Below are 24,364 nucleotides of genomic sequence, written 5' to 3'. Positions count from 1 at the left end.
AAGACCAGTCTAGGAGTGTGGGCGGGATCGCGGTTACAGGGCGGCCCCGGCGGCTTGGCGGATCGTTAGGGTTGATGGCATGCCTGATCGCGTATTGGTGACTCTCGACCATGAGGTGCTCGATGCTGACGCACCGTTTCTGCACGCCGACGACCTGGCGGTGGTGCGCGGCGACGGAGTCTTCGAGACGCTGTTGGTACGCGACGGCCGCGCGCGGGTGGTCGAAGGACATCTGAGTCGACTGGTTCTGAGCGCGCGGGCGCTGGGTCTGCCCGCCCCCGTTCTCGATGACTGGCGTCTGGCGATCGAGATGGCAGCCGAGGAGTGGGGGACAGAGAAGGAAGGCGCTCTTCGTCTTGTTCTGACCCGCGGCCGTGAGAGCGGCGACAAGCCGACAGCCTTCGTGATGGTCGGCCCGGTGGCTGATCGGGTCAGGCAGGTCCGTGAATCGGGGCTTTCGGTGATGACTCTCGAGCGAGGTTTCTCCGTCGATCTCTCTGCCCGGGCACCCTGGCAGCTACTGGGCGCGAAGACGTTGTCGTACGCAACCAACATGGCAGCGCTTCGATATGCGGCGAATCTGGGTGCCGACGATGTGATCTTCGTCAGTTCCGAGGGCAATGTGTTGGAGGGGCCACGCTCGACGGTGGTGATCGTTCGGGACAGGACTTTGATCACACCGCCTCCCGCACAGGGCATTTTGATGGGTACTACGCAGCGTGCCCTGTTCGACGTTGCCGGCAGCGCTCGCTTCGATTGCCGGTACGAAACCCTCCGACCTGCGGATTTGATTGCGGCTGACGGAGTGTGGATGGTTTCGAGCGTCACGCTGGCCGCACGCGTCCATACACTCGACGGGCTCGCATTGCCAGAGCCGAAGGTCTCCGGGGAATTCGCGGAATTGGTTGAACGTGCAATTGATTCGGATTCAGCAGGGCGATAGGCGAATAGGAATCGCGACAGGTCTCTACTACATTTGGTAGTAGCAAAGTCCTGCGGTCCAAACCGGACAGCAGTACCGTGTCCGCAGGGGCCGAGCGACTGCCCGCGTCTCGAACCCCGAAGCCTGTCCCAGGGCCCTACTCTCGGAGTAGCCAATGGATACTTTGGACGTCTCCAGGTGGCAGTTCGGTATCACTACCGTCTACCACTTCATCCTTGTTCCGCTGACCATCGGACTTGCACCGATGATCGCGATCATGCAGACGATGTGGGTGGTCACCAAAAAGGACCACTGGTATCGGCTCACCAAGTTTTTCGGCAAGCTTTTCCTCATCAACTTCGCACTCGGTGTAGCCACCGGCATCGTGCAGGAGTTCCAGTTCGGCATGAACTGGAGCGAGTACTCGCGATTCGTCGGTGACGTCTTCGGAGCTCCACTCGCATTGGAAGGCCTTGTCGCCTTCTTCATGGAGTCCGTCTTCATCGGACTCTGGATCTTCGGTTGGGGCAGGCTGCCCAAACTTGTACACCTGGCGTGCATTTGGCTCGTGGCGATCGGCGTCAACGCGTCGGCGTTCTTCATCATCGCGGCCAACTCGTTCATGCAGCATCCGGTCGGTGCGACGTACAACCCTGAAACGGGTCGTGCCGAGCTCACCAGCATCTGGGAGTTGTTGACCAACAACACCGCTCTCGCTGCCTTCCCGCACGCGGTTGCCGGCGCCTTCCTGACGGCGGCGACGTTTGTAGCCGGCATCAGTGGTTGGTGGATGGTGCGGAACATGCGCCGCTCCAAGCAGGCTGAGGCCGCCGAAGCTGAACGTCTCGAAACCGATGCACGGACGATGTACCGCCCGGCAACACGATTCGCCTTGCTCGTCATGATCGTGGCCGGAATTGGCATCATCTACACCGGTGACGTCCAAGGCAAGCTCATGTTCCAGCAGCAGCCCATGAAGATGGCGTCGGCGGAATCGCTGTGCGACACCGAGATGGATCCGGATTTCTCGATCCTCACCATCGGTACACACAACAACTGTGACAGCGTGACACACGTTCTGAAGGTGCCGTTCGTTCTGCCATGGTTGGCCGAGGGCAAGTTCACCGGCGTCGAACTGCAAGGCGTGAACCAACTGCAGGAGCAGGCCGAGCAAGACTTCGGACCGGGCAACTACCGACCGAATCTCTTTGTCACGTACTGGTCTTTCCGCGCCATGATCGGCCTTGCCGCCGGTTCGGCCGCACTGGCCCTCGCGGGACTGTGGGTCACCCGCAAGGGGCGAGTCCCGGACCAGAAGTGGTTCGGAATCCTCAGCCTCGTCGCGATTCCCACTCCGTTCATGGCGAACAGTGCCGGCTGGATCTTCACCGAGATGGGCCGTCAGCCCTGGGTGGTGCATCCCAACCCGACCGGCGTCGACATGATCAGACTCACTGTCGACCAAGGTGTTTCGGACCACGCGTCGGCTACCGTCTGGGCTTCGCTGATCACCTTCACCCTCCTGTACGGAGCGCTGGGTGTCGTCTGGTTCAAGCTGATCGTGCGATACGCGAAGGAAGGCCCGTTGGAGCACGACATGCATCCGCCGGGCGATACAGATCATGACGAGCCGGAAGATCCGGACAAGCCCAAACAACTGTCGTTCGCGTACTAGGAGGCGATCATGGGACTTCAAGAAGTATGGTTCGTGCTCGTCGCAGTACTGTTCATCGGTTACTTCGTCCTCGAAGGGTTCGACTTCGGTGTCGGAATGCTCATGCCGATCGTCGGCAGAGGCAGTGACCTCCCGGCCGATACGCGTCGACGGGTAGCGCTCAACACGATCGGCCCGGTGTGGGACGGCAACGAAGTGTGGCTGATCACGGCCGGTGGCGCGATGTTCGCGGCATTCCCGGAGTGGTACGCGACGTTGTTCTCCGGGTTCTATCTACCGCTGCTGATCATCCTGGTGGCCTTGATCGTTCGGATCTGTGCCATCGAATGGCGGAGCAAGATCGACGACGACAAATGGCGTCAGCGTTGCGACTGGGGCATCATCTTCGGCTCCTGGGTCCCGGCAGTTCTCTGGGGCGTGGCTTTCGCGAACATCGTTCGGGGCGTGGCGATCAACGCCGACAAGCAGGTCGAGTCGGGATTCTTCGATCTGCTCAATCCTTACGCACTGCTCGGCGGTCTGACCACCGCGCTGGTGTTCGCTCTCCACGGCGCTGTGTTCCTGGCGCTCAAGAGTGCCGACGAGGTTCGTGAAGATGCCGTGAAAATTGCTGCACGGCTGGCAATTCCAGCTATTCCGGTCGCCGGCGGATTCGTTCTGTGGACGCAACTCGCCTACGGCAAGGGATGGACGTGGATTCTGGTAGCCGCCGCTGCTGCCGCACTGATCGGCGTCGTCTTCCTGACGCGGGCCGAGCGCGAAGGCTGGGCCTTCGTTCTCACTTGTGTGGCCGTCATCGCCACTGTCGTGCTGCTGTTCGCCTCGCTGTTCCCGAACGTCATGCCGTCGACGCTTGATCCGGCATACAGCCTGACCATCGAGAACGCGTCGTCGAGTCCGTACACGCTCAAGGTGATGACGTGGGCCGCGGCATTCATGACGCCGGTGGTGATCATCTACCAGGGTTGGACGTACTGGGTGTTCCGTCAACGCATCTCCTCCAAGCAGATTCCGGCGTCGATCGGCCTGCGATTCAAGGAGAAGACGTGGTAGTGGCAAACCCGCAATCACACAAGACTCGAATCACGAAAGAACTGACGGTCGAATTCACGTGACTATCGAAGTAGGCGACGCTCCCACCACTCGGGAGCGTCGCCGGGGGCCGATCGACCCGCGGCTGTGGCGACATTCCGCTTCTGCGCGCGGCTATCTGATCCTGACTGTTGCTCTGTCGATGGTGAACGTCGTGATGGTCATCGTCGCGGCGCTCATGATCGGCCGGGTGCTGGCCGGAGTGATCACCACTCGAACTGTGGATGTTTCCTCGTGGACAACCGAATTGGTTGTTCTAGGCGCAGCTGTGGCGGTCCGAGTTCTGGGGACTTGGCTGCAGACCAGGTATGCGCACCGGGCGTCGACTCGCGTCGTTGCCGAGATCAAGAACGGCGTGCTGACGTCGGCGACGGCGATGAGTCCTCGCGATCTCGATCCTCGGCGTGACGAGATCGCGACCGTGGTCACCCGCGGTGTCGACGGTCTTGGCCCGTACCTGACGGGATACCTTCCGGCTCTGGTCTTGTCGTTGACGCTGACACCCATCACCCTGATAGTCATTGCGGTGCAGGACATGACGTCTGCGGTCATCATCTTCGTGACGCTGCCGCTGATCCCCATCTTCATGATTCTGATCGGCTTGCTGACAAAGGGTAAGTCGGAGAAGACGCTGGCAGCGATGACCACGTTGTCTTCGCAACTCCTCGATCTTCTTGCCGGTTTGCCGACGCTGCGGGCGCTCGGTCGTCAGCAAGGTCCTGCCGAGCGCGTCCGTGAACTCGGTGACGCTCATCGGCGAACGACGATGTCCGCCCTCCGCGTCGCGTTTCTGTCCTCGATGGTCTTGGAACTGCTCGCAACACTCTGCGTTGCATTGGTGGCCGTGAGCATCGGCCTGCGACTGGTGTACGGGGACATGACACTCGAGCCGGGGATAGTCGCGCTGATCCTCGCGCCCGAGGTGTACCTGCCGCTCCGAATGGTGGGAACCCAGTTCCATGCCGCCGAGGACGGAATGGCCGCAGCCGACAAGGCATTCGAGGTGATCGAGGCCGATTTTGCCGCGCCGGAGGGTGGTTGGACGACGGTAGTCGCTCGCGGCGCCGACATCGTCTTCGACGGCCTCGGTGTGGACTCTCGTGGGGGAGTCGCGCCGTCTCAACTCTCCGCCGTTGCGTCGCCAGGGAAGATCACCGTGCTCACCGGTCCCAACGGCTGCGGCAAGTCGACGGCAGTGCACGCGCTACTCGGGCTGATCGAACCGAGTAGTGGGCGCGTGACGGTCGCCGGCGTCGATGTCCGAGACCTGGACGAGCACGCGTGGTGGAGTCAGTTGGCCTGGCTACCGCAACATCCGGTCCTCCTGCCCGGCACCATTCGCGAGAACCTCGATCTCACAGGGGCTGTCGAGTCGCAGGCGTTGGCTCGAGCTGCGGCCGCGACGGGATTCGACGCGGTACTGGCCGAGCTGCCTGCGGGCGTCGAGACCGTGATCGGCGTCGGCGGCACTGGTCTGTCGTTGGGGCAGCGGCAGCGCCTGGCCCTGACACGCGTCCTCGCCTCCGACCGCGCGGTTCTTGTCCTGGACGAACCCACCGCTCACCTCGACTCCGATTCGGAAGGGACAGTGTTGGCTTCTCTGAGAGCACGAGCGGAGCGCGGCGACACCGTGGTCGTGATCGGCCACCGTCCGAGTGTGCTCGTCGCGGCTGACCGGATCGTCGAGGTACACGCTCATGAGAAGTGATACTCACGATCCGCTCCTGCGTGCTCTGCGGCTACTGGAACTTCGGCCACGACGAGTACTGACGGCGGTAGCGGCGGGCGTCGCAACACTCGGCAGCGCCCTCGCCTTGGCCGCGCTGTCCGCGTGGTTGATCACGCGGGCCTGGGAGATGCCTCCCGTTCTCGACCTCAGCGTTGCGGTGGTTGCCGTACGCGCATTGGGAATCTCGCGTGGTGTCTTTCGTTATCTCGAGCGATTGACGACGCACGACGTCGCGTTGCGCGGCACCACCGCAGCGCGATCGAGGATCTACCAGCAGTTGGCAGCGGGAGATCCCGCGGCCGCTGCCGGACTGCGACGCGGCGACCTGCTCTCACGAACCGGCGCCGATGTGGACGCGCTGGGCGACGTCGTCGTCAAAGCACTGATCCCGATTGCGGTTTCGATTGTCCTCGCGTTCGCTGCGGTGGGAATCTTGTTGTTCATCTCCGTTCCGGCCGCGCTCATTCTCGCTGTTGCGCTGGCGGTGTCCGGGATCGCGGCACCCTGGTTGTCGGCTCGTGCTGCTCGACTCGCCGAAGCCGACAGTTCAGCTGCCGCAGCTCGATTCAGCGAGTCTGCGGTGACGGCCCTCGACCATTCTGCCGAGCTTCGGGTATCGGGCCGCTTGGATCAAGCAGTGAGCGAGGCTGTCTCCGCCGAGAACGAGGTGGTCGACGCGACCGATCGTGCGGCGGTACCGAGTGCCTTTGCCGCCGCCGCGACGCCTCTCGCAATCGGCGTGAGCGTCCTCGGGGCTCTTCTGATCGGAATCGCGCTCTACGGAACCACCGACATGTCACCGATGTCCATGGGAATCCTTGTACTGCTTCCCCTGTCGGCTTTCGAGGGAACCGCGATACTGCCCAGCGCAGCGGTGGCATTGACCAAGGCGCGGCTGGCGTCGGCGCGCATCATGGCGGTTCTCGATCGCGCAGCCGAGGAGCACGTCGAAGGCGACCGTGCGTGGCCGGAGGACGGGGTCCTGAGTGTGCACGCGTTGCGGGCGGGTTGGCCCGGGGGGAAGGTGACCGAACCGCTGTCGGTGGATCTTCCTCGCGGTGCTCGTGTTGCCGTCATCGGCGAGAGTGGATCGGGAAAGACCACTGCGCTGATGACGATGGCGGGACTGCTGCCGCCCGTCGCGGGAACAGTTCGTGTTGACTCGGTGGACGTTTCGGATATCGATCCGGCCGAGCTGCGTCGGCACGTGGGGTACTTCGCCGAGGACGCACACCTATTCGAGACGTCGGTACTCGAGAACCTGCGCGTTGCACGCGGTGACCTCACGGTCGAGGACGCGGAGAAAGCACTTGCTGCAGTTGGTCTCGGCGATTGGCTGGCGGAACTGCCGGACGGGCTCGACACCTACCTGGTCGGCGGTATGCGAGCGGTTTCGGGCGGTGAGCGTCGTCGGTTGCTGTTGGCACGCGCGATCGTCTCGCCCGCGGAGGTACTGCTGCTCGACGAGCCGACCGAGCACATGGACGCGGAGGCAGGCGCTCAGTTGCTTCGGGAGTTACTCGATCGCGACGGAATGCTGGTCGATTCTTCGCGAACGGTTGTTGTCGTCACTCACCAACTTCCGGCCGGTACTGGAGCTGACCAGGTGATATGCGTCGGAAAAGTTTCTGTGGAAAATACGTTGCCGTCATCGTGAAGTGGGCGTACTTTCTCCAGTACACAAGGAAGGAGGTGGTCTGAAATTGAAGTACAGACGGACGCGTGAGGTGGCTGCCAGCTAGCCGCAATCGCTGACGGAATTCACTTACCGCGCGAGCGGCCGGCGAATCCCAGGCAGCCACCCGACCCCCGAGCCCCCGATCAGTCCGACCGGGACCCCCGCGAAAGCGAGGGTGTGGCTCGGGGGTCGCTTCGTGCTGTGCGCCTTTGTTAACCCCCGGCGGTTAATAAAGGCGCACAGCGTGGACAAGGATTAGGCCCCCACCATCCACCGCGCTCGAGGACCGCTCTGACCTCGGCTGCAGTTCGGCACGAGGCTCCCTCCACCTCTTCCCAACCGAAGACCAGTGTGGCGTTGCCTGACAGTTCGGATGCGTTTCCTCGCCGACGATCACGCAGTGCAATCGCCCGAGAAGAGTGGAAGGCAAATCCGTCGAGTCGAACGATCAGTGCGACACCACAATTGCGGTAGTCCACGTCCTCGTGGAGGGTTCTCCCATCAACGAGGACCGGCGATTGTCGTCGTGCTTCCGGCAAACCGTGTGCGCGCTCGACTTCGATTGCGTAGCGATGTTCGAGTACTGACTGGACGCCGCGATCCAAGAGGTCCAGTGTCGAGGACAGCGCTTTGACATATCGCCTCGGCCGGCGGCACTCCATTCGGGTGCGTAGCGCCATCTGCGACACCTTGCACGCCGTGGCCGAGCGGACCAGAGAACGAGCGGCGTCGCGAGCTGACGGCTCTGCCACCGCCAGGTCGATTGCGGTGTCGGCCAGCGACGTACGAGCAGGCTGAGTGGCAACCCCGATATGGGCTTGAGCGCGTGAACGATGAACGATCACTCCGGGATGAGCAGTGGACCACCCCAACGGAACGGGGCGCGTCGGGGAGCGTTCAGGTCTGAACGTCGGATTCTGACAGCGCGAGGATCGGCCGTATCGGACCGTGATGTGGACCGGCAGTTCGGACTCGATGTGCGTAAGTCCCCACTCTTCGGCAGCAGTCCGATGACTCAGATAAGTTTCACCGCCGCCGAACAGAAGTGCAGCTTCGAGAATCATTGCTCGATTGAGTGGGCCGTTGGTACTGGATTGAACACCGTGGAGGACGGTCGTCCATTGACCCGATTCGACCAGATGTTGGATGCGCCGCGGCGAATAGCCGAAAGGGCGCAGTTGTTTATTGGTCGCGAGTCCGTGTTGGAAGTCGAAGAGTCTTCGGAGATCAGGATCGATGTAGTCGCAGCTCATGCGAATACCGTGGGATCGCTGTCCGACAGGAATCAGTCGAAGATGCCGCCCGGAAGCTCGCCTGTGGAATTTGACGGTGCCTGTGGATAAATCTGCTGTGCGCCTTTATTAACCGCCGGGGGTTAATAAAGGCGCACAGCAGGACTAGCCGATATAGCGCGTCAGCCGCGCCGAGAGACGCGGTTCCAGGCCACCGTCAGACATGATCCGCTCTTCGACGTACGCGAGGTCGCCGCCTTCGACGATGCCGTACAGACGCTTCGCGCCGCCGTACAGTGCACCGGACTGGCTGCGGATCACCACGTCGGTGGCAAGTTCCCACGATGCCTGGGTGAGTGCGCGCCCGTAGTACATTTCGACGACGCCGGAGCTGTGGCTGAGCAGGAGTTCGACGACTTCCTGGTTGACGCTGCCGGGGATGCCGTCGCCGCCCATGCGCCAGTAACCGCTCTCGCGCAGATCGGGGCTCACGTACTCGCCCTCGGCGTCGAGACGCCAGGATCGGGACTCCCAATTGAGGTAGGGGCCACCGTCGTGAGAGATGACGATCTGCTGACCGAAGGCGTAGTCGCCGGTCTCGTCGTGTCCTTCGCCTTCGCCGCGCCAGACGCCGACGAGGGGGAGTAGCGCGAGGAGTTCGGGATTGATGTCCGGGCCGAGGCGCAGGTTTGCGGTGTCCTCGGGCAACGGAAGGTCCGGCAGGGTCGGGATGTTGAGCGACGCCGTCGACTTGGAACGCTCGACGGCGATAGCGACAGCTTCGTCCCCGCTGCCGCGCCTCACGGCACCTGCAGCGGCGGAATCGTCAGCGGTCGCGTCGGACCCTGAATCCGGAGCCTGGCTCACGACTCGTCGGTGACCAAGCGGTACACGACGTACACGGAGAACCAAGCGATCATGACGGATGCGAGTGCGAGGAGTACCTCGAAGAAAATGACCACGGGTACATCTTAGACCGCGGCGACCGACCGGAAAAATCGGGCGCCGGAATGCAGAAGACCCCGCACCGAAGGGGTGCGGGGCCGCCTGCCGAAGCAGGAATTACTTGCTGACGGTCACGTCCACGTTGTGCACGCCCGAGCCCTCGGGTGCGACGGTGGAGGTGCCGTTGCCCGAGCTGGACAGTGCACGCACGGTCCACTCGCCCGGAGCGGCGAAGAAGCGGAAATCGCCGGTTCCCGATGCCACGACCTCGGCCGTGAACTCTCCGGAGCCGTCGAGCAGACGCACGAATGCGCCGCCGATGGGCTGGCCGTCAGCCGCGAGGACGCGGCCGGTGATGACCGTTTCCTTCTCGACGTCGACGCCGGCAGGCAGGGTCTGGCCCTGGGTAGGTGCTCCACACATGATCAGGCTCCCAATTCGATCGGTGCGCCGACGAGTGAGCCGTATTCGACCCAGCTGCCGTCGTAGTTCTTGACGTTGTTCTTGCCGAGGATCTCCTGCAGGACGAACCAGGTGTGGCTCGAGCGCTCGCCGATGCGGCAGTAGGCGATCGTTTCCTTGGTGTCGTCGAAGCCCTTCTCCGCGTACAGCTTGGCGAGGTCGTCGTCCGACTTGAAAGTGCCGTCCTCGTTGGCGGTGGTGCTCCACGGGATGTTGATGGCGCCGGGGACGTGGCCGCGCTGCTGTGCCTGCTCCTGCGGAAGGTGCGCGGGGGCGAGGATCTTGCCGGAGAACTCGTCAGGGCTGCGAACGTCGACGAGGTTCTTGCTGCCGATGGCGTCGATGACCTCGTCGCGGAATGCGCGGATCGAGAAGTCGGGGGTCTCGGCCTTGTACTGAGTGGCTTCGCGGTTGACGGCATCCTTGGAGAGCGGGCGTCCGTCGAGTTCCCACTTCTTGCGGCCGCCGTCGATCAGCTTGATGTCCTGGTGGCCGTACAGCTTGAAGTACCAGTACGCATATGCGGCGAACCAGTTGTTGTTGCCACCGTAGAGAACGACGGTGTCGTCGTTCGCAATGCCCTTGGCGGAGAGCAGATCCGAGAACTGCTCCTGGTTCAGGAAGTCGCGTCGGACGCCGTCCTGGAGGTCCTTGCGCCAGTCGAGCTTGACTGCACCCTCGATGTGGCCGCCGTCGTATGCGCTGGTGTCCTCGTCCACCTCGACAAAAACGGTCTTGGGGGTGTTGAGGTTCTGCTCAGCCCAGTCAGCGGAGACTAGGACGTCGGAGCGAGCCATGGTGTTCCTTTCGATGTGGTCTTGCATCGGTCGATATCTAGCAGGGGTTCAGCAGGGTTGTGTGGCAAGCGCTTTCACGCGGTGGTAGCGCGGCCCGTATTTCGCAGCCTTGCGACGAGTGGGTAGATCTGGCAGCCGAGGCAGATACCGAACGCGGCGTTGAGCAGGGCCGCGAACAAGGCGAAGCCGGTGGCAACGGTGCCGACGATCGTCGACCCGGCCAGGAAACCGACCGTGCCGGCGAGTGCGAAGACGAAGCCGACGAACTGCGCGAAGCGAAGTGGCGCTACGGGTTCGCGTTCGCTGACCGACGAGATTCGCGGCGCAACAAGCTTGCCGAAGATCTGGCCGTACGGGCTGCGCTTGGGACCGAGTACCGCTCCGACCGCGAAGACGATCGCCTGCAGGGCGAGAAGCACTGTGGCGGCGGGCAGAGAGAAGGTCGAGAGGATGAGCGTGAGTACGAGAACGCCGGTGGTGACCCACGCGGCGAATCGAGGTCCGCGGACGTCGACCTGCTCGAGCTGGGGTGTGGTTGTGGACATCGGGAGTGCTCCTGCGCTGGATTGCATGGTGCTTGCCTGGACCGAGAAAACGGGGACGCAAAAAGTCCCGTTCGGTGAATTGATCACGTGAGCGAAAGCTCGAGAGTCAGAGAGAACTGACGGATGTGGTGATCAGCAACAGGTACAGCAACAGCCCCCGAGGCGGCACAGGTCTACTGCGCGGCGTCGGGTGAGCATGAGCTCGTGGCGGGTTTGCACGTCGGCGAGTTTACCCCGAATTCTCGGATTTTGGCTCGTGGGGTCCGGATAGTGGTACGAGCGCAGCTTTCAGGTCGGCTGCGGACGGCACTCCTGACACTCGGAACTGTTCGTCCAGACCACCGTCGAGGATGAACGTGGTGGGTAGGGACAGGACGCTCATTTCGCGTGCCAGGGCCGGTTCTTTGTCGATGTCGAGTTCGATCTCCACCGGCGGACGGGGAGCGTCGGCCATCGAAACCACGACCTGGCCGACGACACGCCGTACTGCTGCACACGGTCCGCACCAGTCGGCGGAGAAATGCAGTACGACGGGTCCACCGTTCGGCGACGCGACTCCGGCGGCGCTCAGTAGTTCGAGGCGGCTGTCGGTGGTGCCGACTGCGGGCGTGGTGGTGGCTCGGACCGCTCCGTTGCGCGACTTGAGAAAGAGCCCGACCGCGACGACAGCTACGAGCGCGACCAGCAGAATTGTGATCCCGGTCATCGGTTCTGCAGCTCTGCGAGATCGATCGTCGTGTTTTCGGCGCTGCCTTCGATCACGATTCTTCCGCCTTCTGCGTAGACCAGGCTCGGCTGGATTCCGTAGGGGAGGGCCTGCGGATCGATCGAGTAGCTGAACAATCCGAGGACTACGGGCTCGAGTGCTGCGGGGATCGAGAAATCGGCTTTGCCCTCAGGACCGAAGTACAGGTTGCTGGCGACGATCTTGACCTGCCCACCTTCCAGAACCAGGTTGGCCTGCACGCTCACGGCTGTCTCGACCGGGCCGACGGCAACCGTTCCGGTCAGTACAACGGCGCCTGCGGTGCTGGCGCCCGTTCCGCCGCTGCCCCCGGTGCCGTCCGACTTGTTGGCCGGCGGCGAAGATACCTGCAGGTCAGGGATGTTCAGCAACTTTCCGAGGTCGGTGGCGTTGATTCCCATCCGGCCGTCGAGTTTGTCGACGGGGAGCTGGGTGACGTTGCCGTTCACGATGTCGGAGAAGGGCACGGTGACCCCGCGCAGGTTGGCCTCGACGGTCACTTCGCCGACCACGTCGCTCTGGACGCCGGTGGCTCTGACGTAGACGTCCTTGTACTTCCCACCGAGTGCCTGGGTGAGGAAGGGGAACCCGTTGAAGGTGACCTCGGGGTCCGCCTCGAGTGACGCGCCGGTTCGGAGCTCGCGGGAAACCCGGTACTCGGCGTACGCGGCAGCGCCGAAATCGGCCACCAGTCCGAGGCCGAGGAGGAAGACGATGCCGATGATCAGTTTGCGCACCGCACCATTGTGACGGACTCCGGTCGGGGTTCGATGCGACGGCCCCGGTACCAGGCACGCTAATGTAGTGACCGACCAAAAGCGTCGAACTACTCGAGCGTTGCCCTCGCGGGTTGCGCGGGCTACTAGATAGGAGGCCGTGTGGAACTGCTCCTCCTCACCTCCGACCCCAACCCGGAAGCTGTACTACCGGCGTTGGCGTTGCTGGCGCACTCGGTTCGGCCTGCCCCCACAGAGGTTTCCTCGCTTCTCGAAGCGAGTTCCGCGGACGTGGCGTTGGTAGATGCGCGCACCGATCTTGCTGCCGCGCGCGGTTTGTGTCGACTGCTCGGAAGCACGGGATCTGCAGTACCTGTGGTCGCCGTACTCACCGAAGGCGGACTCGTCGCAGTCAATGCCGACTGGGGGCTGGACGACATCCTGCTTCCCGGTACCGGTCCGGCGGAGGTGGACGCCCGATTGCGGTTGTTGGTCGCCCGCAGCGGCGGTGTGGCCAGTCCGGAAGCGTCGGGAAAGATCACGCTGGGCGAATTGGTTATCGACGAGGGGACGTACACGGCACGACTGCGTGGACGGCCCCTTGATTTGACTTACAAGGAATTCGAGCTGCTCAAGTACCTCGCGCAGCACGCCGGGCGGGTATTCACCCGTGCGCAGTTGTTGCAGGAAGTGTGGGGTTACGACTTCTTCGGTGGCACCAGGACGGTTGACGTCCACGTGCGTCGTCTGCGGGCGAAACTCGGCACCGAATACGAGTCCTTGATCGGTACAGTCCGAAATGTCGGATACAAGGCAGTGCGTCCGACCAGGGCCAAGGGCGGCGCTGCTGCTCCCGTTCAGTTCGAGGACGACGAAGACGTCGACTACGACGCGGCCGACGGTTCGGTGGTCTGACGTGGGTTGGACCGATTCGCTGCCGGCCGGATCCGCCGAGCAGGTTTCCGCGCTGCTCGATCGCGCGACCGAGTTCGACGGCAAGGCGCCGGTGTCGGAGCAGGGGCGACATGCCGTTGCCGGACGCGGTGCAGCACGACACTTCCTCGAGTTCGACGGCGATGCCGTCGTCGGTTACGCACAGCTGCAAGCCGGTTCGGACGAGCATCCTGACATGGCGGAGTTGGTGGTCGACCCGCAGGCACGGCGCCGCGGCATCGGAACCAGGCTTGCCGCAGCGGTATTCGACGAGGGCCGTTCAGGCACACGCGTCTGGGCGCACGGAAACATCGACGCTGCAGTGGAATTCGCCAAGAGTCTCGATCTGGTCAGCGTGCGTGAGCTCCTTCAGTTGCGTCGACCTCTCGATGCTCCGCAGCTTCCGGAAATCGTTGTGCCCGAAGGTGTAACGATGCGGACGTATCGCGGACCCGAAGACGATTCCGAGATCCTTCGCGTCAACAATGCGGCGTTCTCCTGGCATCCCGAGCAGGGCGGCTGGACCCAGTCGGAGATCGACGAGAGAACGGCCGAAGGGTGGTTCGATCCCGCCGGTCTGTTCATGGCGTTCGCGGACACCGATCCCGAAACTCTTCTCGGCTTTCACTGGACCAAGGTGCACGCACCCGAAGGCGATGATCCGGAGCTGGGGGAGGTGTACGTCGTGGGCATCGATCCTGCGGCACAGGGACGCGGCCTCGGCCGAGTGCTGACCCTCGCGGGCATGCATTACCTGCGTGATCGTGGACTCGGAACCGTCCTTCTGTACGTCGAAGGCGACAACACTGCCGCCCTGCACACGTACGAGCGTCTCGGCTTCGATCGGTTCCACGTGGACATGGCTTACGCCCGCGCGCGCTGACGTCACAGTCGAACACGCAGAAATGTCTGGTCTGTTCATTCTCCGTTAACCATGTGTGGTCCAACCGGACACCGCGCCCGCCTACTTTTCTCTGTGGGCAGCGCCGTGTTGCCTGATGCAGATTTCAATCATTTTGCATCTCATGTCGCCGCCCGATCGTGGGCGTGGCGGTAGCGATTTCCGGAGGATCTTGGTGAATCTCAAGCGCAGTGGTGCCCTGCTCGGTGTAGTGGCCGTGGGCGCCATGACCTTGGCCGCATGTGGCAGCGACAACAACTCGTCGTCGACGGGTGTGGACGCGTCCTCATCGAAGGCAACGTGCGAAGGCAAGAGCAACCTCTCTGCCGCTGGTTCCTCGGCACAGAAGAACGCCATGGACCAGTTCGTCTCCACCTACATCTCCGTGTGCCAGGAAAAGGGCAAGACGGTCAACGTCGCCTACAACCCCAGCGGTTCGGGTGACGGACGTACGCAGTTCATCGCCAAGCAGATCGACTTCGCGGGCTCCGACTCGGCCATCAAGGACGAGCAGGCCGACAAGGCCAAGGAGCGTTGCGTCGGCGGCGAAGCCTGGAACCTTCCCCTCGTCTTCGGCCCCATCGCAGTTGCATACAACCTCGACGGCGTCGACAAGCTCGTTCTCAACGCAGAGGTTCTCGCGAAGATCTTCAACGGTGGCATCACGAACTGGAACGATCCGGCAATCGCCGCGCTGAACTCCGGGGCAAAGCTTCCTGACGAGAAGATCACCGCCGTGATCCGCTCCGATTCCTCGGGCACCACGGACAACTTCCAGAAGTACCTCGACGCAGCGTCGAACGGTGCTTGGACTTCGGGTGCGGGCTCCGACTTCACCGGTGGCGTCGGTGAGGGCGCCAAGGGTTCGGCCGGAGTAGCACAGGCAGTATCCACCGCACCGGGTTCGATCACCTACGTCGAGAAGTCGTTCGCGGATCAGAACAAGCTCTCGGTTGCCGAGATCAACACGGGCTCCGAGGCAGTCGCACTGACCAACGATTCGGCTTCCAAGTCGATCGCCGGTGCCAAGTTCAAGTCCGACGCCACCGGCGACCTGACGCTCGACCTCGCGTCGATCTTCAAGACCAACGAAGCCGGCGCGTACCCGCTCGTGCTCGCCACCTACTCGATCGTGTGCTCCAAGGGCTACGACGCCGACACCTCCGCAGCTGTGAAGTCGTTCCTGACCAGCGCAGCAAACGAGGGACAGGCCAACCTGGCCGAGCAGGGCTACGTTCCGCTGCCCTCGAACGTCCAGGATCGACTCAACGCATCCATCTCGGCAATCAGCTGAGCTGACCTGCGGACTCGTGCGGACAAGCCCATGGATCTACATTCAGACGTGAAGGAACGTGAGCGCACATGAGTGACGCGCCCATCACCTCGACATCTCGTTCTCCCGGCCCCGCAACCAGCGGGGCCGGGGTGGGCGGTCCGAACGGCACCACGGAGGACACGATTACTTCCACCAAGGCCCAGGCCACCGAGCAGTCACCGAAGGGTGACGGCCCGGGTACCGGCACAGCAAAGACCGTGACCCGTCCGGGCGACCGCATCTTCAGCTCGCTCGCTTCCGGTTCGGCCATCTTCATCACCGTCGTCATCGCGGCGATCGGTGCGTTCCTGATCTGGCGGGCGATCCCCGCACTGAGCCGGAACCAGGTCAACTTCCTGACCAGCTCCCAGTGGGTGACGCAGAACATCAACGAGATGGCATTCGGTGTCCTCGACCTCTTCCAGGTCACGGTCCTCGTCTCGCTCTTCGCGCTGGTGCTCGCGATGCCGATCGCACTGGGTATCGCGATCTTCCTGACCTCGTACTCACCCAAGTGGCTCACCCGGCCGCTGTCGTACACGATCGATCTCCTCGCGGCAGTGCCGTCCATCGTCTACGGCCTGTGGGGACTTCTCGTATTCGCACCGGCGATCACCCCGGTCGCGGTGTGGCTCAACAAGACTTTCGGCTGGTTCCCGCTCTTCGCCGACGGCAGCGGATCGATCACCGGCGGCGGCACCATCTTCACCGCAGGCATCGTCCTGGCCGTGATGATCCTTCCGGTCATCACCGCAGTGACCCGCGAGGTGTTCATCCAGACCCCGCGATCACAGATCGAAGCCGCACTCGCACTCGGCGCCACGCGCTGGGAGGTTGTGCGCACCACGGTCATCCCGTTCGGTAAGTCCGGCTACATCAGCGGATCGATGCTCGGTCTCGGACGCGCACTCGGTGAAACGATGGCGCTGTACCTGATCCTGCGCACCACCTCTCAGGCCTTCGGCTGGTCGCTGTTCGACGGCGGCTCGACCATCGCCTCCAAGATCGCCCTCGGCTACGCGGAGTTCAACAACGACATCCAGGCAGGCGCGTACATCGCGGCCGGACTGGTGCTGTTCGTACTGACCTTCGTCGTCAACGCGGCTGCCCGCGCAGTGATCGCCGGAAAGAAGGACTGACCCATGACCTCCACTCTGGACCGGCCGGTCAAGGCCCCAACTTTCCAAGGCGTCGGTGCCCGTCGTCGCGCCAAGGACGTCATCGCGACCATCCTGGTCAGCCTGGCAGTTGTCATCGCGCTCATCCCGTTGGTCTGGGTGCTCTTCACGGTCATCGCCAAGGGCTTGCCCGCTCTGACGTCGCCGACGTGGTTCACCAACTCGCTGAGCGGATTGACGGCGTCGGCCGACGGTGGCGGTATCTATCACGCATTGATCGGCACCCTGCTGCAAGGCATCGTGTGCGCGGTCTTCTCCATCCCGCTCGGCATCTTCGTCGCGATCTACCTGGTGGAGTACGCCGATCGGAAGTCGAAGCTCGGCAAGCTCACCACGTTCATGGTCGACATCCTCAGCGGTGTTCCGTCGATCGTGGCCGCGCTGTTCATCTACGCCCTGTGGATCGCGACCTTCGGTTTTCCCAAGTCCGCGTTCGCCGTGTCGCTGGCTCTGGTCCTGCTGATGGTCCCGGTCGTCATCCGCTCCACCGAGGAAATGCTGCGCATCGTCCCGATGGATCTGCGAGAGGCGTCGTACGCGCTCGGTGTGCCGAAGTGGAAGACCATCTCGAAAATCGTTCTGCCGACGGCACTTCCCGGCATCATCACCGGCGTCATGCTGGCCCTGGCCCGCGTGCTCGGTGAGACCGCACCGCTGCTGATCCTCGTCGGCTACGCGCCGTTCATCAACTTCGATCTGTTCAACGGCGAAATGGGTACTCTGCCTTCCGTCATGGTCGCCGAGATGAACAACCCCACCGACGCCGGCACCAACCGCATCTGGGGCGCAGCATTGACTCTGATCCTGCTGATCGCGATCCTCAACATCGTCGCGAAGCTGATCGGTCACTTCTCACAGGTCAGAAGCAAGTGATGCGGCCTCGGAACATGTTCGTACTCAACAGCGTCAACAACTCAGTAGGGAGCCGGTAATGGCCAAGCGTCTGGATCTCAAGGACGTCAACATCTACTACGGCAAGTTCCACGCCGTCGCCGATGTGGGCCTGTCCGTCCCGCCCCGGAGTGTCACCGCCTTCATCGGCCCGTCCGGCTGCGGCAAGTCCACCGTTCTTCGTTCGCTCAACCGGATGCACGAAGTGATTCCCGGTGCGCGCGTCGAGGGTTCGGTCTTGCTCGACGGTGAAGACATCTACGGTTCGAACGTCGATCCCGTCGGTGTTCGCAAGACCATCGGCATGGTCTTCCAGCGGCCCAACCCGTTCCCGACCATGTCCATCCGGGACAACGTCGTCGCGGGCTTGAAGTTGCAGGGCGAGCGCAGCAAGAAGAAGCTCGACGAGGTGGCCGAGCGTTCGCTGCGCGGCGCCAACCTGTGGAACGAGGTCAAGGATCGCCTCGACAAGCCCGGTGGTGGCCTCTCAGGCGGTCAGCAGCAGCGTCTGTGCATCGCGCGTGCCATTGCCGTCTCGCCCGACGTCCTGCTCATGGACGAGCCGTGCTCCGCGCTCGACCCCATCTCGACTCTGGCGATCGAGGATCTGATCACCGAGCTGAAGAAGGACTTCACCATCGTCATCGTCACGCACAACATGCAGCAGGCTGCGCGTGTGAGTGACCAGACGGCGTTCTTCAACCTCGAGGCAACCGGTAAGCCCGGTCAGCTCGTCGAGATCGACGACACCGAGAAGATCTTCTCGAACCCGACACAGAAGGCCACCGAGGACTACATCTCCGGCCGCTTCGGATAAGTCCTGGGATTGCACACTGCACGACCATGTTTCACCCCCGTTTCCAACAGGAGACGGGGGTGAAACTTTTTGGTTGTGGTGATAGTTCCCACTCCGGTGCGTACAGCTGAGCGTCGTTGGGCGCCCGAATAATTCGATGAGCAGCGCAAGTGCGCCGAGTGGGTGCTGAAGTAGCCGACGATGTGAATCTCGTGGATACTGACGACGCTTCGGGCAATGCTAATCTCGGCCCGACAGCACGCTGTCGATCGATGTCGTTTCACAACCGGAAGGGCTTGTCAGTGCACCTCACCCCTTCAGATACCGAAAAGCTGCTCCTGAGCGTTGCGGGCATGGTCGCCCGCGACCGCCGCGAGCGCGGGGTACTGCTGAACTACCCCGAAGCGATGGCCCTGATCTCGTGTTGGATTCTCGAGCGCGCGCGGGACGGAATGACGGTTGCGGAACTGATGAACGCCGGTCGGCAAGTGCTCACCCGCGACGACGTGATGGAAGGGGTGCCAGAGATGATTGCAAACGTCCAGGTGGAGGCCACTTTCCCGGACGGTCGCAAGCTGGTCACCGTGACGGAGCCCATTCGATGATTCCCGGTGAGGTACGTGTGTCCACCGAACCGCTCGAGTTCGGCACAGACGCGGAAAAGATCACGATGGTTGTCGTCAACGACGGCGATCGTCCCATTCAGATCGGTTCGCATCTCCATCTGCCGGCCGCCAACCCGGCGTTGACCTTCGATCGCGAAGCGGCGGACGGTTTCCGGCTCGACATCCCCTCGGGAACGTCGGTTCGGTTCGAACCGGGGGTCAGCAGAACGGTGACCCTGATCGCGCTCGGCGGACTCAAAAGGGTTCCGGGCCTGCAGATCGTGCCGGACGAAGACCTGCCGACGCATGCGCGTGAGCCCAAGACCGTCATGCCGTTCGGTACGCCCGGCGTCGAGGTCGAAGAGCCGTTGCGAGCGTCCTCGGTGAATGTTCGCGTGAGTGATGTTCCAGTCGAGGCGGATTCACCGGATGACGCCGCGACGACAGTTGAGAGGACAGCCGAATGAGCAGGATCGATCGACGCGGTTACGCCTCCCTGTACGGTCCGACCGCAGGCGACCAGATCCGTTTGGCCGACACAGATCTGTGGATCGAGATCGAGCACGACTACACCGCGACAGGCGACGAGATGGTCTTCGGCGGCGGTAAGAGCATCCGCGAGTCGATGGGCCAGGGCCTGACCACTCGTGATCAGGGGGCTCTCGACGTCGTCATCACCAACACGGTGATCCTCGATCACTGGGGAATTGTCCGGGCAGACGTCGGAATTCGCGACGGACGCATCGTTGCGATCGGTAAGTCCGGCAACCCCGACATCATGGATGGCGTGCACCCCAAGTTGCTCATCGGGCCGAGCACCGACGTGATCGCCGGTGAGGGAAAGATCCTCACCGCGGGTGCGATCGACACTCACGTGCACTTCCTCAGTGAAGTCGAGATGATGGAAGCACTCGCCACTGGTACGACGACCGTGGCGGGCGGCGGAACGGGCCCCACCGAAGGAAGCAAGGCAACCACCGTCACGCCCGGCGCCTGGTCGCTGACGATGATGCATCGGGCCCTCGACCACATCCCGCTCAACGTCCTTCTTCTCGGCAAGGGCAGCACCGTCAGCCATGAGGCCATGCGCCAGGAAGCTCTCGCGGGCGCAGGCGGATTCAAGGTTCACGAGGACTGGGGTTCCACTCCGGCCGCGATCGACGCCGCTCTGCGAGCAGCCGACGAGTTCGGCCTCCAGGTAGCGCTGCACGCCGACAGTCTCAACGAAACCGGTTACGTACAGCACACTTTGGACGCGATCGCCGGACGCGGAATCCACGTATTCCATGCGGAGGGCGCCGGCGGCGGGCACGCACCGGACATCATCGTGACCGCCGGTGAGCCGAACGTTCTTCCGGCATCGACCAATCCGACGTTGCCGCATACCGTCAACACGGTTGCCGAGCACCTCGACATGCTCATCGTGTGTCATGCGCTCAATCCCCGGGTTCCGGAGGACCTTGCCTTTGCCGAGTCTCGAATCCGCCCGACAACGATTGCGGCGGAGGACTTTCTGCACGACATCGGAGCCATCTCCATCACCTCGTCCGATGCCCAGGCTATGGGCCGTATCGGCGAGGTGACTCTGCGGACGTGGCAGGTGGCCCACGTCATGAAGGCCCAGTACGGCAAGCTGGGCACCAGCATGCCGGCCGACAACGAGCGTGCACGGCGCTACGTCGCCAAGTACACGATCTGCCCTGCCGTCGCGCATGGGATCGATCACGAAATCGGGTCGGTCGAGGCCGGGAAGATGGCGGACCTGGTTCTGTGGGATCCCGCGTTCTTCGGAGTCCGTCCTTCTGCCGTGATCAAGGGTGGAGCGATAGTTGCTGCGCCTCTTGGTGATCCGAACGCTGCGATCCCGACCCCGCAGCCGGTGTTCGTTCGCCCGGCCATCGCGGCAACTCCGGGATCGGCGCCGCACCTGTCCACGACGTTCGTCTCGCCGATGGCCATCGAGGACGGTTTGGCCGATCGTCTCGGCCTCACCCGCACCCTCACCGGCGTCCGGCCGACTCGGCACCTCACCAAAGCGGATATGCCGAACAACACGGCACTGCCTTCCATCGACGTCGATCCGGAGACGTTTGCCATCAAGGTCAACGGCGACCTGATCGCGCCCAACCCTGTTGACGTAGTGCCGATGGCTCAGCGCTACATGCTGTTCTGAAACCATGTCAATCGAGATGGCGTCTGCCGAGATAGCGTCGATGCTCTTGGCAGACGGGCGTCTGCCTACGGGCGGTCACGCGCATTCGTCGGGGTTGGAACCGGCACTGGTGGGCGGACTGCTGCAGAGTCAGGTCCCTGACTTCATCCGGGGGCGACTCGAAACAGTAGGGCTGGTCGAGGCCGCTGCAACGGTGATCACGCGGCGTTGGGCCGTAAGCGCGGGTAGTGCAGGCGAACTCGAGGACATCTCGAGAGAACTGCTCGCTCGGACTCCCAGCGCACCGCTGCGTGAGGCGTCGATTCAACTCGGACGCGGGCTGGCAAGGCTGGCGTCGCGATTGTGGCCGCACCACCCCGCGGTGCAGATCCTTATGGCCCTGCCCGGGCATCCGATGCGTCCGCTCGCGTTGGGAGTCTTCACGGCGATCTCCGGGATGGACGACCTACAGGCAGCTAGATCCTGTCTGTACGACGACGCTCAAACGGTGGCGTCGGCAGCATTGAAGCTACTGCCGGTGGATCCGGCAGAACCGGTCGAATGGCTGCTCCGAGCCGCCTCGACCATCGAAACCGTCGCCGCGGCTGCCGTAGCAGTCGACGGCGTCACAGATATACCCGCAACAACAGGACCGTTGGTCGAACAATGGTCACTCGAACACCACGCTCGATCCAGGAGGATTTTCCGTGCTTGACAACCTGAACAACACCGCCACTGCTGCAAGAGGTTTGAGGCTCGGCGTCGCCGGACCGGTTGGCACCGGCAAAAGTACCCTCATCGCCACCATCTGCCGCGAACTCGCGTCGGAGTACGAGATCGCGGTTGTGACCAACGACATCTACACCGACGAGGACGCGCGACTGTTGCGCGCGGCCAACGTTCTGCCGATCGAGCGCATCGTCGCAGTCGAGACGGGCGCGTGCCCGCACACGGCAATTCGTGACGACGTCACACCGAATCTCATTGCGGTCGAAGACCTCGAGCGTCAGTTCCATCCCCTCGACATGGTGATCGTGGAAAGCGGTGGTGACAACCTGACTGCCACGTTCAGTCCGGCCTTGGTCGACGCCCAGATCTTCTGTATCGACGTCGCCGGCGGCGGAGACGTCGCGCGCAAGGGCGGTCCCGGAATCGAGCGGGCAGATCTGTTGGTGGTCAACAAGATCGACCTCGCCCCGTACGTCGACGTCGACGCGGTCCAGATGGTTGCCGATGCCACGGCCGCGCGTGACGGACTTCCCGTTCTCGCACTCAGCCAGAAGGATCACGCAACGATCGACCAGCTCAGCGCGTGGCTTCGCCAGGTCATCGCAGCTCATCGCGCGGGTAGTCACACCCCGCAGGATCCGGGACCGATGGCACCGCACTTTCATGCCGATGAAGAAGACCACGACCACGGACACGGTCACGGGCACAGTCACTCTCACGCTCACTGATGAGCACCGGAGCTACGCGGGTTGTCGTCGAGCGAGTGGGGGACACCGCTGTTGCGCGAGAGCTGATCTCGGGCGATTTCCTGGCCCCGCGGTTCGTCGACGCTCGCGGGCTCACCGTGCGAATTGCCTTGGTAGGGCACAGCGCAACGCTGTTGGCCGGTGACGACCTGCGTATCGAATTCGTGGTCGCGCCGGGTACGTGTCTCGAGGTGATCGAGCCTTCAGGGACCGTCGCGTACAACGCGCGCGGTGGCCGGGCGTCGTGGTCGGCATCAGCGAGCGTCGGCGCGGGTGCGGCGCTGATCTGGCGTGCGGCACCGTTTGTCTTCGCCGGCGGCGCGGATGTGACCAGGCGCGTGGATATTTCGCTGGAATCCGACGCGGTGGCGCTGCTCGACGAGATGATCGTGTTCGGCCGGACCGGCGAAACCGGCGGTGCGCTTCGCTCGGATCAGCGAATCACCGTCGACGGTGACGCGCTTCTCGTGGAAACACTCGATCTACGTAGCGTGCCGGGCCGTTCGCTGCCGGGAATTCTTGGTGGTCATCGCGTGCTCGGTACAACCATGCTGTTGGGGATGAAGACTTCCGACGACGTCGAGGGACACGTGACGCCGCTGGCGGGACCGGGGATGCTGGCCCGGGCTGTGGCCGACCACGCACACGAGGCGAGCGAAGCGTTGGATCCGATCTGGTCGCAGTGGCGGGCACGGGTCTCGGAGAAGTACAGCGACTGATCTGCCCGGTCGTCACACTCCGGGCGGCTGCATCGTCCACTATGTGACCAGGCCGAAGAGAGCCGGGCGCACAGGTTTGACGGAGGCATCATGCGAGTTGTTGTTCTGGGCGGAACCGGCCAGATGGGAAAACTGGTTGTAGAGCAGGCCAGGGCAAGGGGCCATGACGTGGTCGCTGCCGCTCGATCGACGGGAGTCGACATCTCCACGGGTGCCGGGTTGGACGAAGCGGTTGCCGGCGCCGACGTGGTCGTCGACGTGAGCGATCACGTCACCAACAGTGCCAAGAAGGCGATCGAGTTCTTCCAGACCGCAGCGAGGAGTATCGCCGCGGCCGAAACCAGAGCCGGCGTGAAGCACCACGTGTTGCTTTCGATCGTGAACTGCGACGATCCGCAGTTGAAGTCGTTCGGGTACTACCAGGGAAAAGCTGCGCAGGAACGCGCTGTGGAAGCGTCGGGCGTTCCCTTCACGATTCTGCGATCCACTCAGTGGTTCGAGTTCGGTGAGAAGACCATCGCCCTCTTCGGACTGGGGCCGGTTGCGATGGTTCCCCGGATGCGGTCACAACCGGTGGCAGCGAAGACCGTTGCCGAGGCGCTTGTGGCCTGTGCTCAGAATGGTCCGACCGGTAGGGTCCCAGACCTGGCCGGGCCCGAGGTCCTCGAGATCCCGGCCATGACGCGCGAGATTTTGAGATACCGCGGGCGACGCAAGTGGCTGATCCCGATCTCGATGCCGGGAGCGGGTAAGGCGATGAAGGGTGGGGCGCTGCTACCCGGGCCTGGGTCGACAACTGCGGGACCCACGTTGGAGACCTGGTTGCACGAGAACTGAATAGGAAAGGCGGCCGCGCAGGTG

Annotated in this window: 26 protein-coding genes; 18 read left to right on the top strand and 8 right to left on the bottom strand. The window is 63.1% G+C overall.

The features are described 5' to 3' along the window. Positions 1-79: 79 nt before the first annotated feature. From ACWF6P_RS06545 to cydC, 5 genes are all read left to right on the top strand, one after another. Positions 80-943 carry an aminodeoxychorismate lyase gene (locus ACWF6P_RS06545; protein WP_452620457.1) on the top strand — a complete coding sequence of 288 codons (864 nt, stop codon included), beginning with the start codon at positions 80-82 and terminating at the stop codon, positions 941-943. 154 nt (positions 944-1,097) lie between these two features. Beyond that, a complete protein-coding gene (locus ACWF6P_RS06540) occupies positions 1,098-2,597 on the top strand; it encodes a cytochrome ubiquinol oxidase subunit I (protein WP_452620456.1) in 1,500 nt (499 codons plus the stop codon). Between the two features lie 9 nt (positions 2,598-2,606). Further along, positions 2,607-3,650 carry a cytochrome d ubiquinol oxidase subunit II gene (cydB, locus tag ACWF6P_RS06535; protein WP_003939727.1) on the top strand — a complete coding sequence of 348 codons (1,044 nt, stop codon included), beginning with the start codon at positions 2,607-2,609 and terminating at the stop codon, positions 3,648-3,650. Positions 3,651-3,708: 58 nt separating this feature from the next. Then, positions 3,709-5,397 carry a thiol reductant ABC exporter subunit CydD gene (cydD, locus tag ACWF6P_RS06530; protein WP_452620455.1) on the top strand — a complete coding sequence of 563 codons (1,689 nt, stop codon included), beginning with the start codon at positions 3,709-3,711 and terminating at the stop codon, positions 5,395-5,397. Beyond that, entirely contained in the window at positions 5,387-7,075 is a 1,689-nt protein-coding gene (cydC, locus tag ACWF6P_RS06525) for a thiol reductant ABC exporter subunit CydC (RefSeq protein WP_452620454.1), read from the top strand. The genes cydD and cydC overlap by 11 nt, the downstream gene beginning before the upstream one ends. 233 nt (positions 7,076-7,308) lie before the next feature. Here the strand turns inward: cydC and ACWF6P_RS06520 are convergent, their stop codons facing one another. The 8 genes from ACWF6P_RS06520 to ACWF6P_RS06485 all read right to left on the bottom strand — a co-directional run bounded on the left by ACWF6P_RS06520 (position 7,309) and on the right by ACWF6P_RS06485 (position 12,559). Then, complete coding sequence (locus ACWF6P_RS06520; RefSeq protein ID WP_452620453.1) at positions 7,309-8,349, bottom strand: type IV toxin-antitoxin system AbiEi family antitoxin domain-containing protein; 1,041 nt, start codon at positions 8,347-8,349, stop codon at positions 7,309-7,311. Between the two features lie 144 nt (positions 8,350-8,493). Beyond that, on the bottom strand, positions 8,494-9,132 hold the full coding sequence (locus ACWF6P_RS06515; RefSeq protein WP_214884598.1) for an FABP family protein: 639 nt from the start codon (positions 9,130-9,132) through the stop codon (positions 8,494-8,496). Between the two features lie 258 nt (positions 9,133-9,390). After that, on the bottom strand, positions 9,391-9,696 hold the full coding sequence (locus ACWF6P_RS06510) for a DUF1416 domain-containing protein (RefSeq protein ID WP_003939797.1): 306 nt from the start codon (positions 9,694-9,696) through the stop codon (positions 9,391-9,393). Positions 9,697-9,698: 2 nt separating this feature from the next. After that, positions 9,699-10,532 carry a sulfurtransferase gene (locus tag ACWF6P_RS06505; protein WP_003939859.1) on the bottom strand — a complete coding sequence of 278 codons (834 nt, stop codon included), beginning with the start codon at positions 10,530-10,532 and terminating at the stop codon, positions 9,699-9,701. A 74-nt stretch (positions 10,533-10,606) separates the two neighbouring features. Then, positions 10,607-11,077, bottom strand: a complete 471-nt coding sequence (locus tag ACWF6P_RS06500; RefSeq protein ID WP_452620452.1) for a DUF4395 domain-containing protein — start codon at positions 11,075-11,077, stop codon at positions 10,607-10,609. Positions 11,078-11,209: 132 nt separating this feature from the next. Continuing rightward, positions 11,210-11,296: a putative leader peptide gene (locus ACWF6P_RS06495; RefSeq protein ID WP_350318872.1), complete on the bottom strand. Its 87-nt coding sequence runs from the start codon at positions 11,294-11,296 to the stop codon at positions 11,210-11,212. 10 nt (positions 11,297-11,306) lie between these two features. Beyond that, on the bottom strand, positions 11,307-11,783 hold the full coding sequence (locus ACWF6P_RS06490; RefSeq protein ID WP_452620451.1) for a thioredoxin family protein: 477 nt from the start codon (positions 11,781-11,783) through the stop codon (positions 11,307-11,309). Then, positions 11,780-12,559 carry an LmeA family phospholipid-binding protein gene (locus ACWF6P_RS06485; protein ID WP_452620450.1) on the bottom strand — a complete coding sequence of 260 codons (780 nt, stop codon included), beginning with the start codon at positions 12,557-12,559 and terminating at the stop codon, positions 11,780-11,782. The genes ACWF6P_RS06490 and ACWF6P_RS06485 overlap by 4 nt, the downstream gene beginning before the upstream one ends. Before the next feature lie 141 nt (positions 12,560-12,700). Between ACWF6P_RS06485 and ACWF6P_RS06480 the strand changes: the two genes are divergently transcribed. The 13 genes from ACWF6P_RS06480 to ACWF6P_RS06420 all read left to right on the top strand — a co-directional run bounded on the left by ACWF6P_RS06480 (position 12,701) and on the right by ACWF6P_RS06420 (position 24,340). Further along, complete coding sequence (locus tag ACWF6P_RS06480; protein ID WP_003939728.1) at positions 12,701-13,453, top strand: winged helix-turn-helix transcriptional regulator; 753 nt, start codon at positions 12,701-12,703, stop codon at positions 13,451-13,453. A gap of 1 nt (position 13,454) precedes the next feature. Beyond that, positions 13,455-14,354: a mycothiol synthase gene (gene mshD / locus ACWF6P_RS06475; RefSeq protein ID WP_452620449.1), complete on the top strand. Its 900-nt coding sequence runs from the start codon at positions 13,455-13,457 to the stop codon at positions 14,352-14,354. Between the two features lie 193 nt (positions 14,355-14,547). Further along, positions 14,548-15,666 carry a phosphate ABC transporter substrate-binding protein PstS gene (gene pstS / locus ACWF6P_RS06470; RefSeq protein ID WP_452620774.1) on the top strand — a complete coding sequence of 373 codons (1,119 nt, stop codon included), beginning with the start codon at positions 14,548-14,550 and terminating at the stop codon, positions 15,664-15,666. A 68-nt stretch (positions 15,667-15,734) separates the two neighbouring features. Then, a complete protein-coding gene (gene pstC / locus ACWF6P_RS06465) occupies positions 15,735-16,826 on the top strand; it encodes a phosphate ABC transporter permease subunit PstC (protein WP_378531991.1) in 1,092 nt (363 codons plus the stop codon). Between the two features lie 3 nt (positions 16,827-16,829). Beyond that, a complete protein-coding gene (gene pstA / locus ACWF6P_RS06460) occupies positions 16,830-17,738 on the top strand; it encodes a phosphate ABC transporter permease PstA (RefSeq protein ID WP_003940100.1) in 909 nt (302 codons plus the stop codon). 58 nt (positions 17,739-17,796) lie between these two features. Further along, positions 17,797-18,573, top strand: coding sequence for a phosphate ABC transporter ATP-binding protein PstB (gene pstB, locus ACWF6P_RS06455; protein WP_230814665.1), 777 nt, complete (start codon positions 17,797-17,799; stop codon positions 18,571-18,573). A 281-nt stretch (positions 18,574-18,854) separates the two neighbouring features. Then, positions 18,855-19,157, top strand: a complete 303-nt coding sequence (gene ureA / locus ACWF6P_RS06450) for an urease subunit gamma (protein ID WP_003939800.1) — start codon at positions 18,855-18,857, stop codon at positions 19,155-19,157. Beyond that, positions 19,154-19,624: an urease subunit beta gene (gene ureB / locus ACWF6P_RS06445; RefSeq protein WP_007733849.1), complete on the top strand. Its 471-nt coding sequence runs from the start codon at positions 19,154-19,156 to the stop codon at positions 19,622-19,624. The genes ureA and ureB overlap by 4 nt, the downstream gene beginning before the upstream one ends. Beyond that, positions 19,621-21,330 carry an urease subunit alpha gene (locus ACWF6P_RS06440; RefSeq protein ID WP_007733854.1) on the top strand — a complete coding sequence of 570 codons (1,710 nt, stop codon included), beginning with the start codon at positions 19,621-19,623 and terminating at the stop codon, positions 21,328-21,330. The genes ureB and ACWF6P_RS06440 overlap by 4 nt, the downstream gene beginning before the upstream one ends. A gap of 4 nt (positions 21,331-21,334) precedes the next feature. After that, positions 21,335-22,024, top strand: coding sequence for an urease accessory protein UreF (locus tag ACWF6P_RS06435; RefSeq protein WP_378542855.1), 690 nt, complete (start codon positions 21,335-21,337; stop codon positions 22,022-22,024). Next, positions 22,017-22,766, top strand: coding sequence for an urease accessory protein UreG (ureG, locus tag ACWF6P_RS06430; RefSeq protein WP_347874591.1), 750 nt, complete (start codon positions 22,017-22,019; stop codon positions 22,764-22,766). Before ACWF6P_RS06435 ends, ureG begins: the two co-directional genes overlap by 8 nt. Beyond that, positions 22,766-23,503 (top strand): urease accessory protein UreD, encoded by a 738-nt coding sequence (locus tag ACWF6P_RS06425; RefSeq protein WP_452620448.1) that lies wholly within the window; start codon positions 22,766-22,768, stop codon positions 23,501-23,503. Before ureG ends, ACWF6P_RS06425 begins: the two co-directional genes overlap by 1 nt. A 90-nt stretch (positions 23,504-23,593) precedes the next feature. After that, positions 23,594-24,340, top strand: a complete 747-nt coding sequence (locus ACWF6P_RS06420; RefSeq protein WP_452620447.1) for an SDR family oxidoreductase — start codon at positions 23,594-23,596, stop codon at positions 24,338-24,340. Positions 24,341-24,364: the final 24 nt, after the last annotated feature.

Source organism: Rhodococcus sp. NPDC055024, assembly GCF_053608585.1.
This window is presented reverse-complemented; position numbering and strand designations above follow the sequence as displayed.

Excerpts from the sequence above, each read along its gene's own strand:
- ACWF6P_RS06545 (WP_452620457.1), top strand. The coding sequence starts at position 80 with ATGCCTGATCGCGTATTGGTGACTCTCGACCATGAGGTGCTCGATGCT.
- ACWF6P_RS06540 (WP_452620456.1), top strand. The coding sequence starts at position 1,098 with ATGGATACTTTGGACGTCTCCAGGTGGCAGTTCGGTATCACTACCGTC.
- cydB (WP_003939727.1), top strand. The coding sequence starts at position 2,607 with ATGGGACTTCAAGAAGTATGGTTCGTGCTCGTCGCAGTACTGTTCATC.
- cydC (WP_452620454.1), top strand. The coding sequence starts at position 5,387 with ATGAGAAGTGATACTCACGATCCGCTCCTGCGTGCTCTGCGGCTACTG.
- ACWF6P_RS06520 (WP_452620453.1), bottom strand. The coding sequence starts at position 8,349 with ATGAGCTGCGACTACATCGATCCTGATCTCCGAAGACTCTTCGACTTC.
- ACWF6P_RS06510 (WP_003939797.1), bottom strand. The coding sequence starts at position 9,696 with ATGTGTGGAGCACCTACCCAGGGCCAGACCCTGCCTGCCGGCGTCGAC.
- ACWF6P_RS06505 (WP_003939859.1), bottom strand. The coding sequence starts at position 10,532 with ATGGCTCGCTCCGACGTCCTAGTCTCCGCTGACTGGGCTGAGCAGAAC.
- ACWF6P_RS06500 (WP_452620452.1), bottom strand. The coding sequence starts at position 11,077 with ATGTCCACAACCACACCCCAGCTCGAGCAGGTCGACGTCCGCGGACCT.
- ACWF6P_RS06490 (WP_452620451.1), bottom strand. The coding sequence starts at position 11,783 with ATGACCGGGATCACAATTCTGCTGGTCGCGCTCGTAGCTGTCGTCGCG.
- pstC (WP_378531991.1), top strand. The coding sequence starts at position 15,735 with ATGAGTGACGCGCCCATCACCTCGACATCTCGTTCTCCCGGCCCCGCA.
- pstA (WP_003940100.1), top strand. The coding sequence starts at position 16,830 with ATGACCTCCACTCTGGACCGGCCGGTCAAGGCCCCAACTTTCCAAGGC.
- pstB (WP_230814665.1), top strand. The coding sequence starts at position 17,797 with ATGGCCAAGCGTCTGGATCTCAAGGACGTCAACATCTACTACGGCAAG.
- ureB (WP_007733849.1), top strand. The coding sequence starts at position 19,154 with ATGATTCCCGGTGAGGTACGTGTGTCCACCGAACCGCTCGAGTTCGGC.
- ACWF6P_RS06440 (WP_007733854.1), top strand. The coding sequence starts at position 19,621 with ATGAGCAGGATCGATCGACGCGGTTACGCCTCCCTGTACGGTCCGACC.
- ACWF6P_RS06435 (WP_378542855.1), top strand. The coding sequence starts at position 21,335 with ATGTCAATCGAGATGGCGTCTGCCGAGATAGCGTCGATGCTCTTGGCA.
- ACWF6P_RS06425 (WP_452620448.1), top strand. The coding sequence starts at position 22,766 with ATGAGCACCGGAGCTACGCGGGTTGTCGTCGAGCGAGTGGGGGACACC.
- ACWF6P_RS06420 (WP_452620447.1), top strand. The coding sequence starts at position 23,594 with ATGCGAGTTGTTGTTCTGGGCGGAACCGGCCAGATGGGAAAACTGGTT.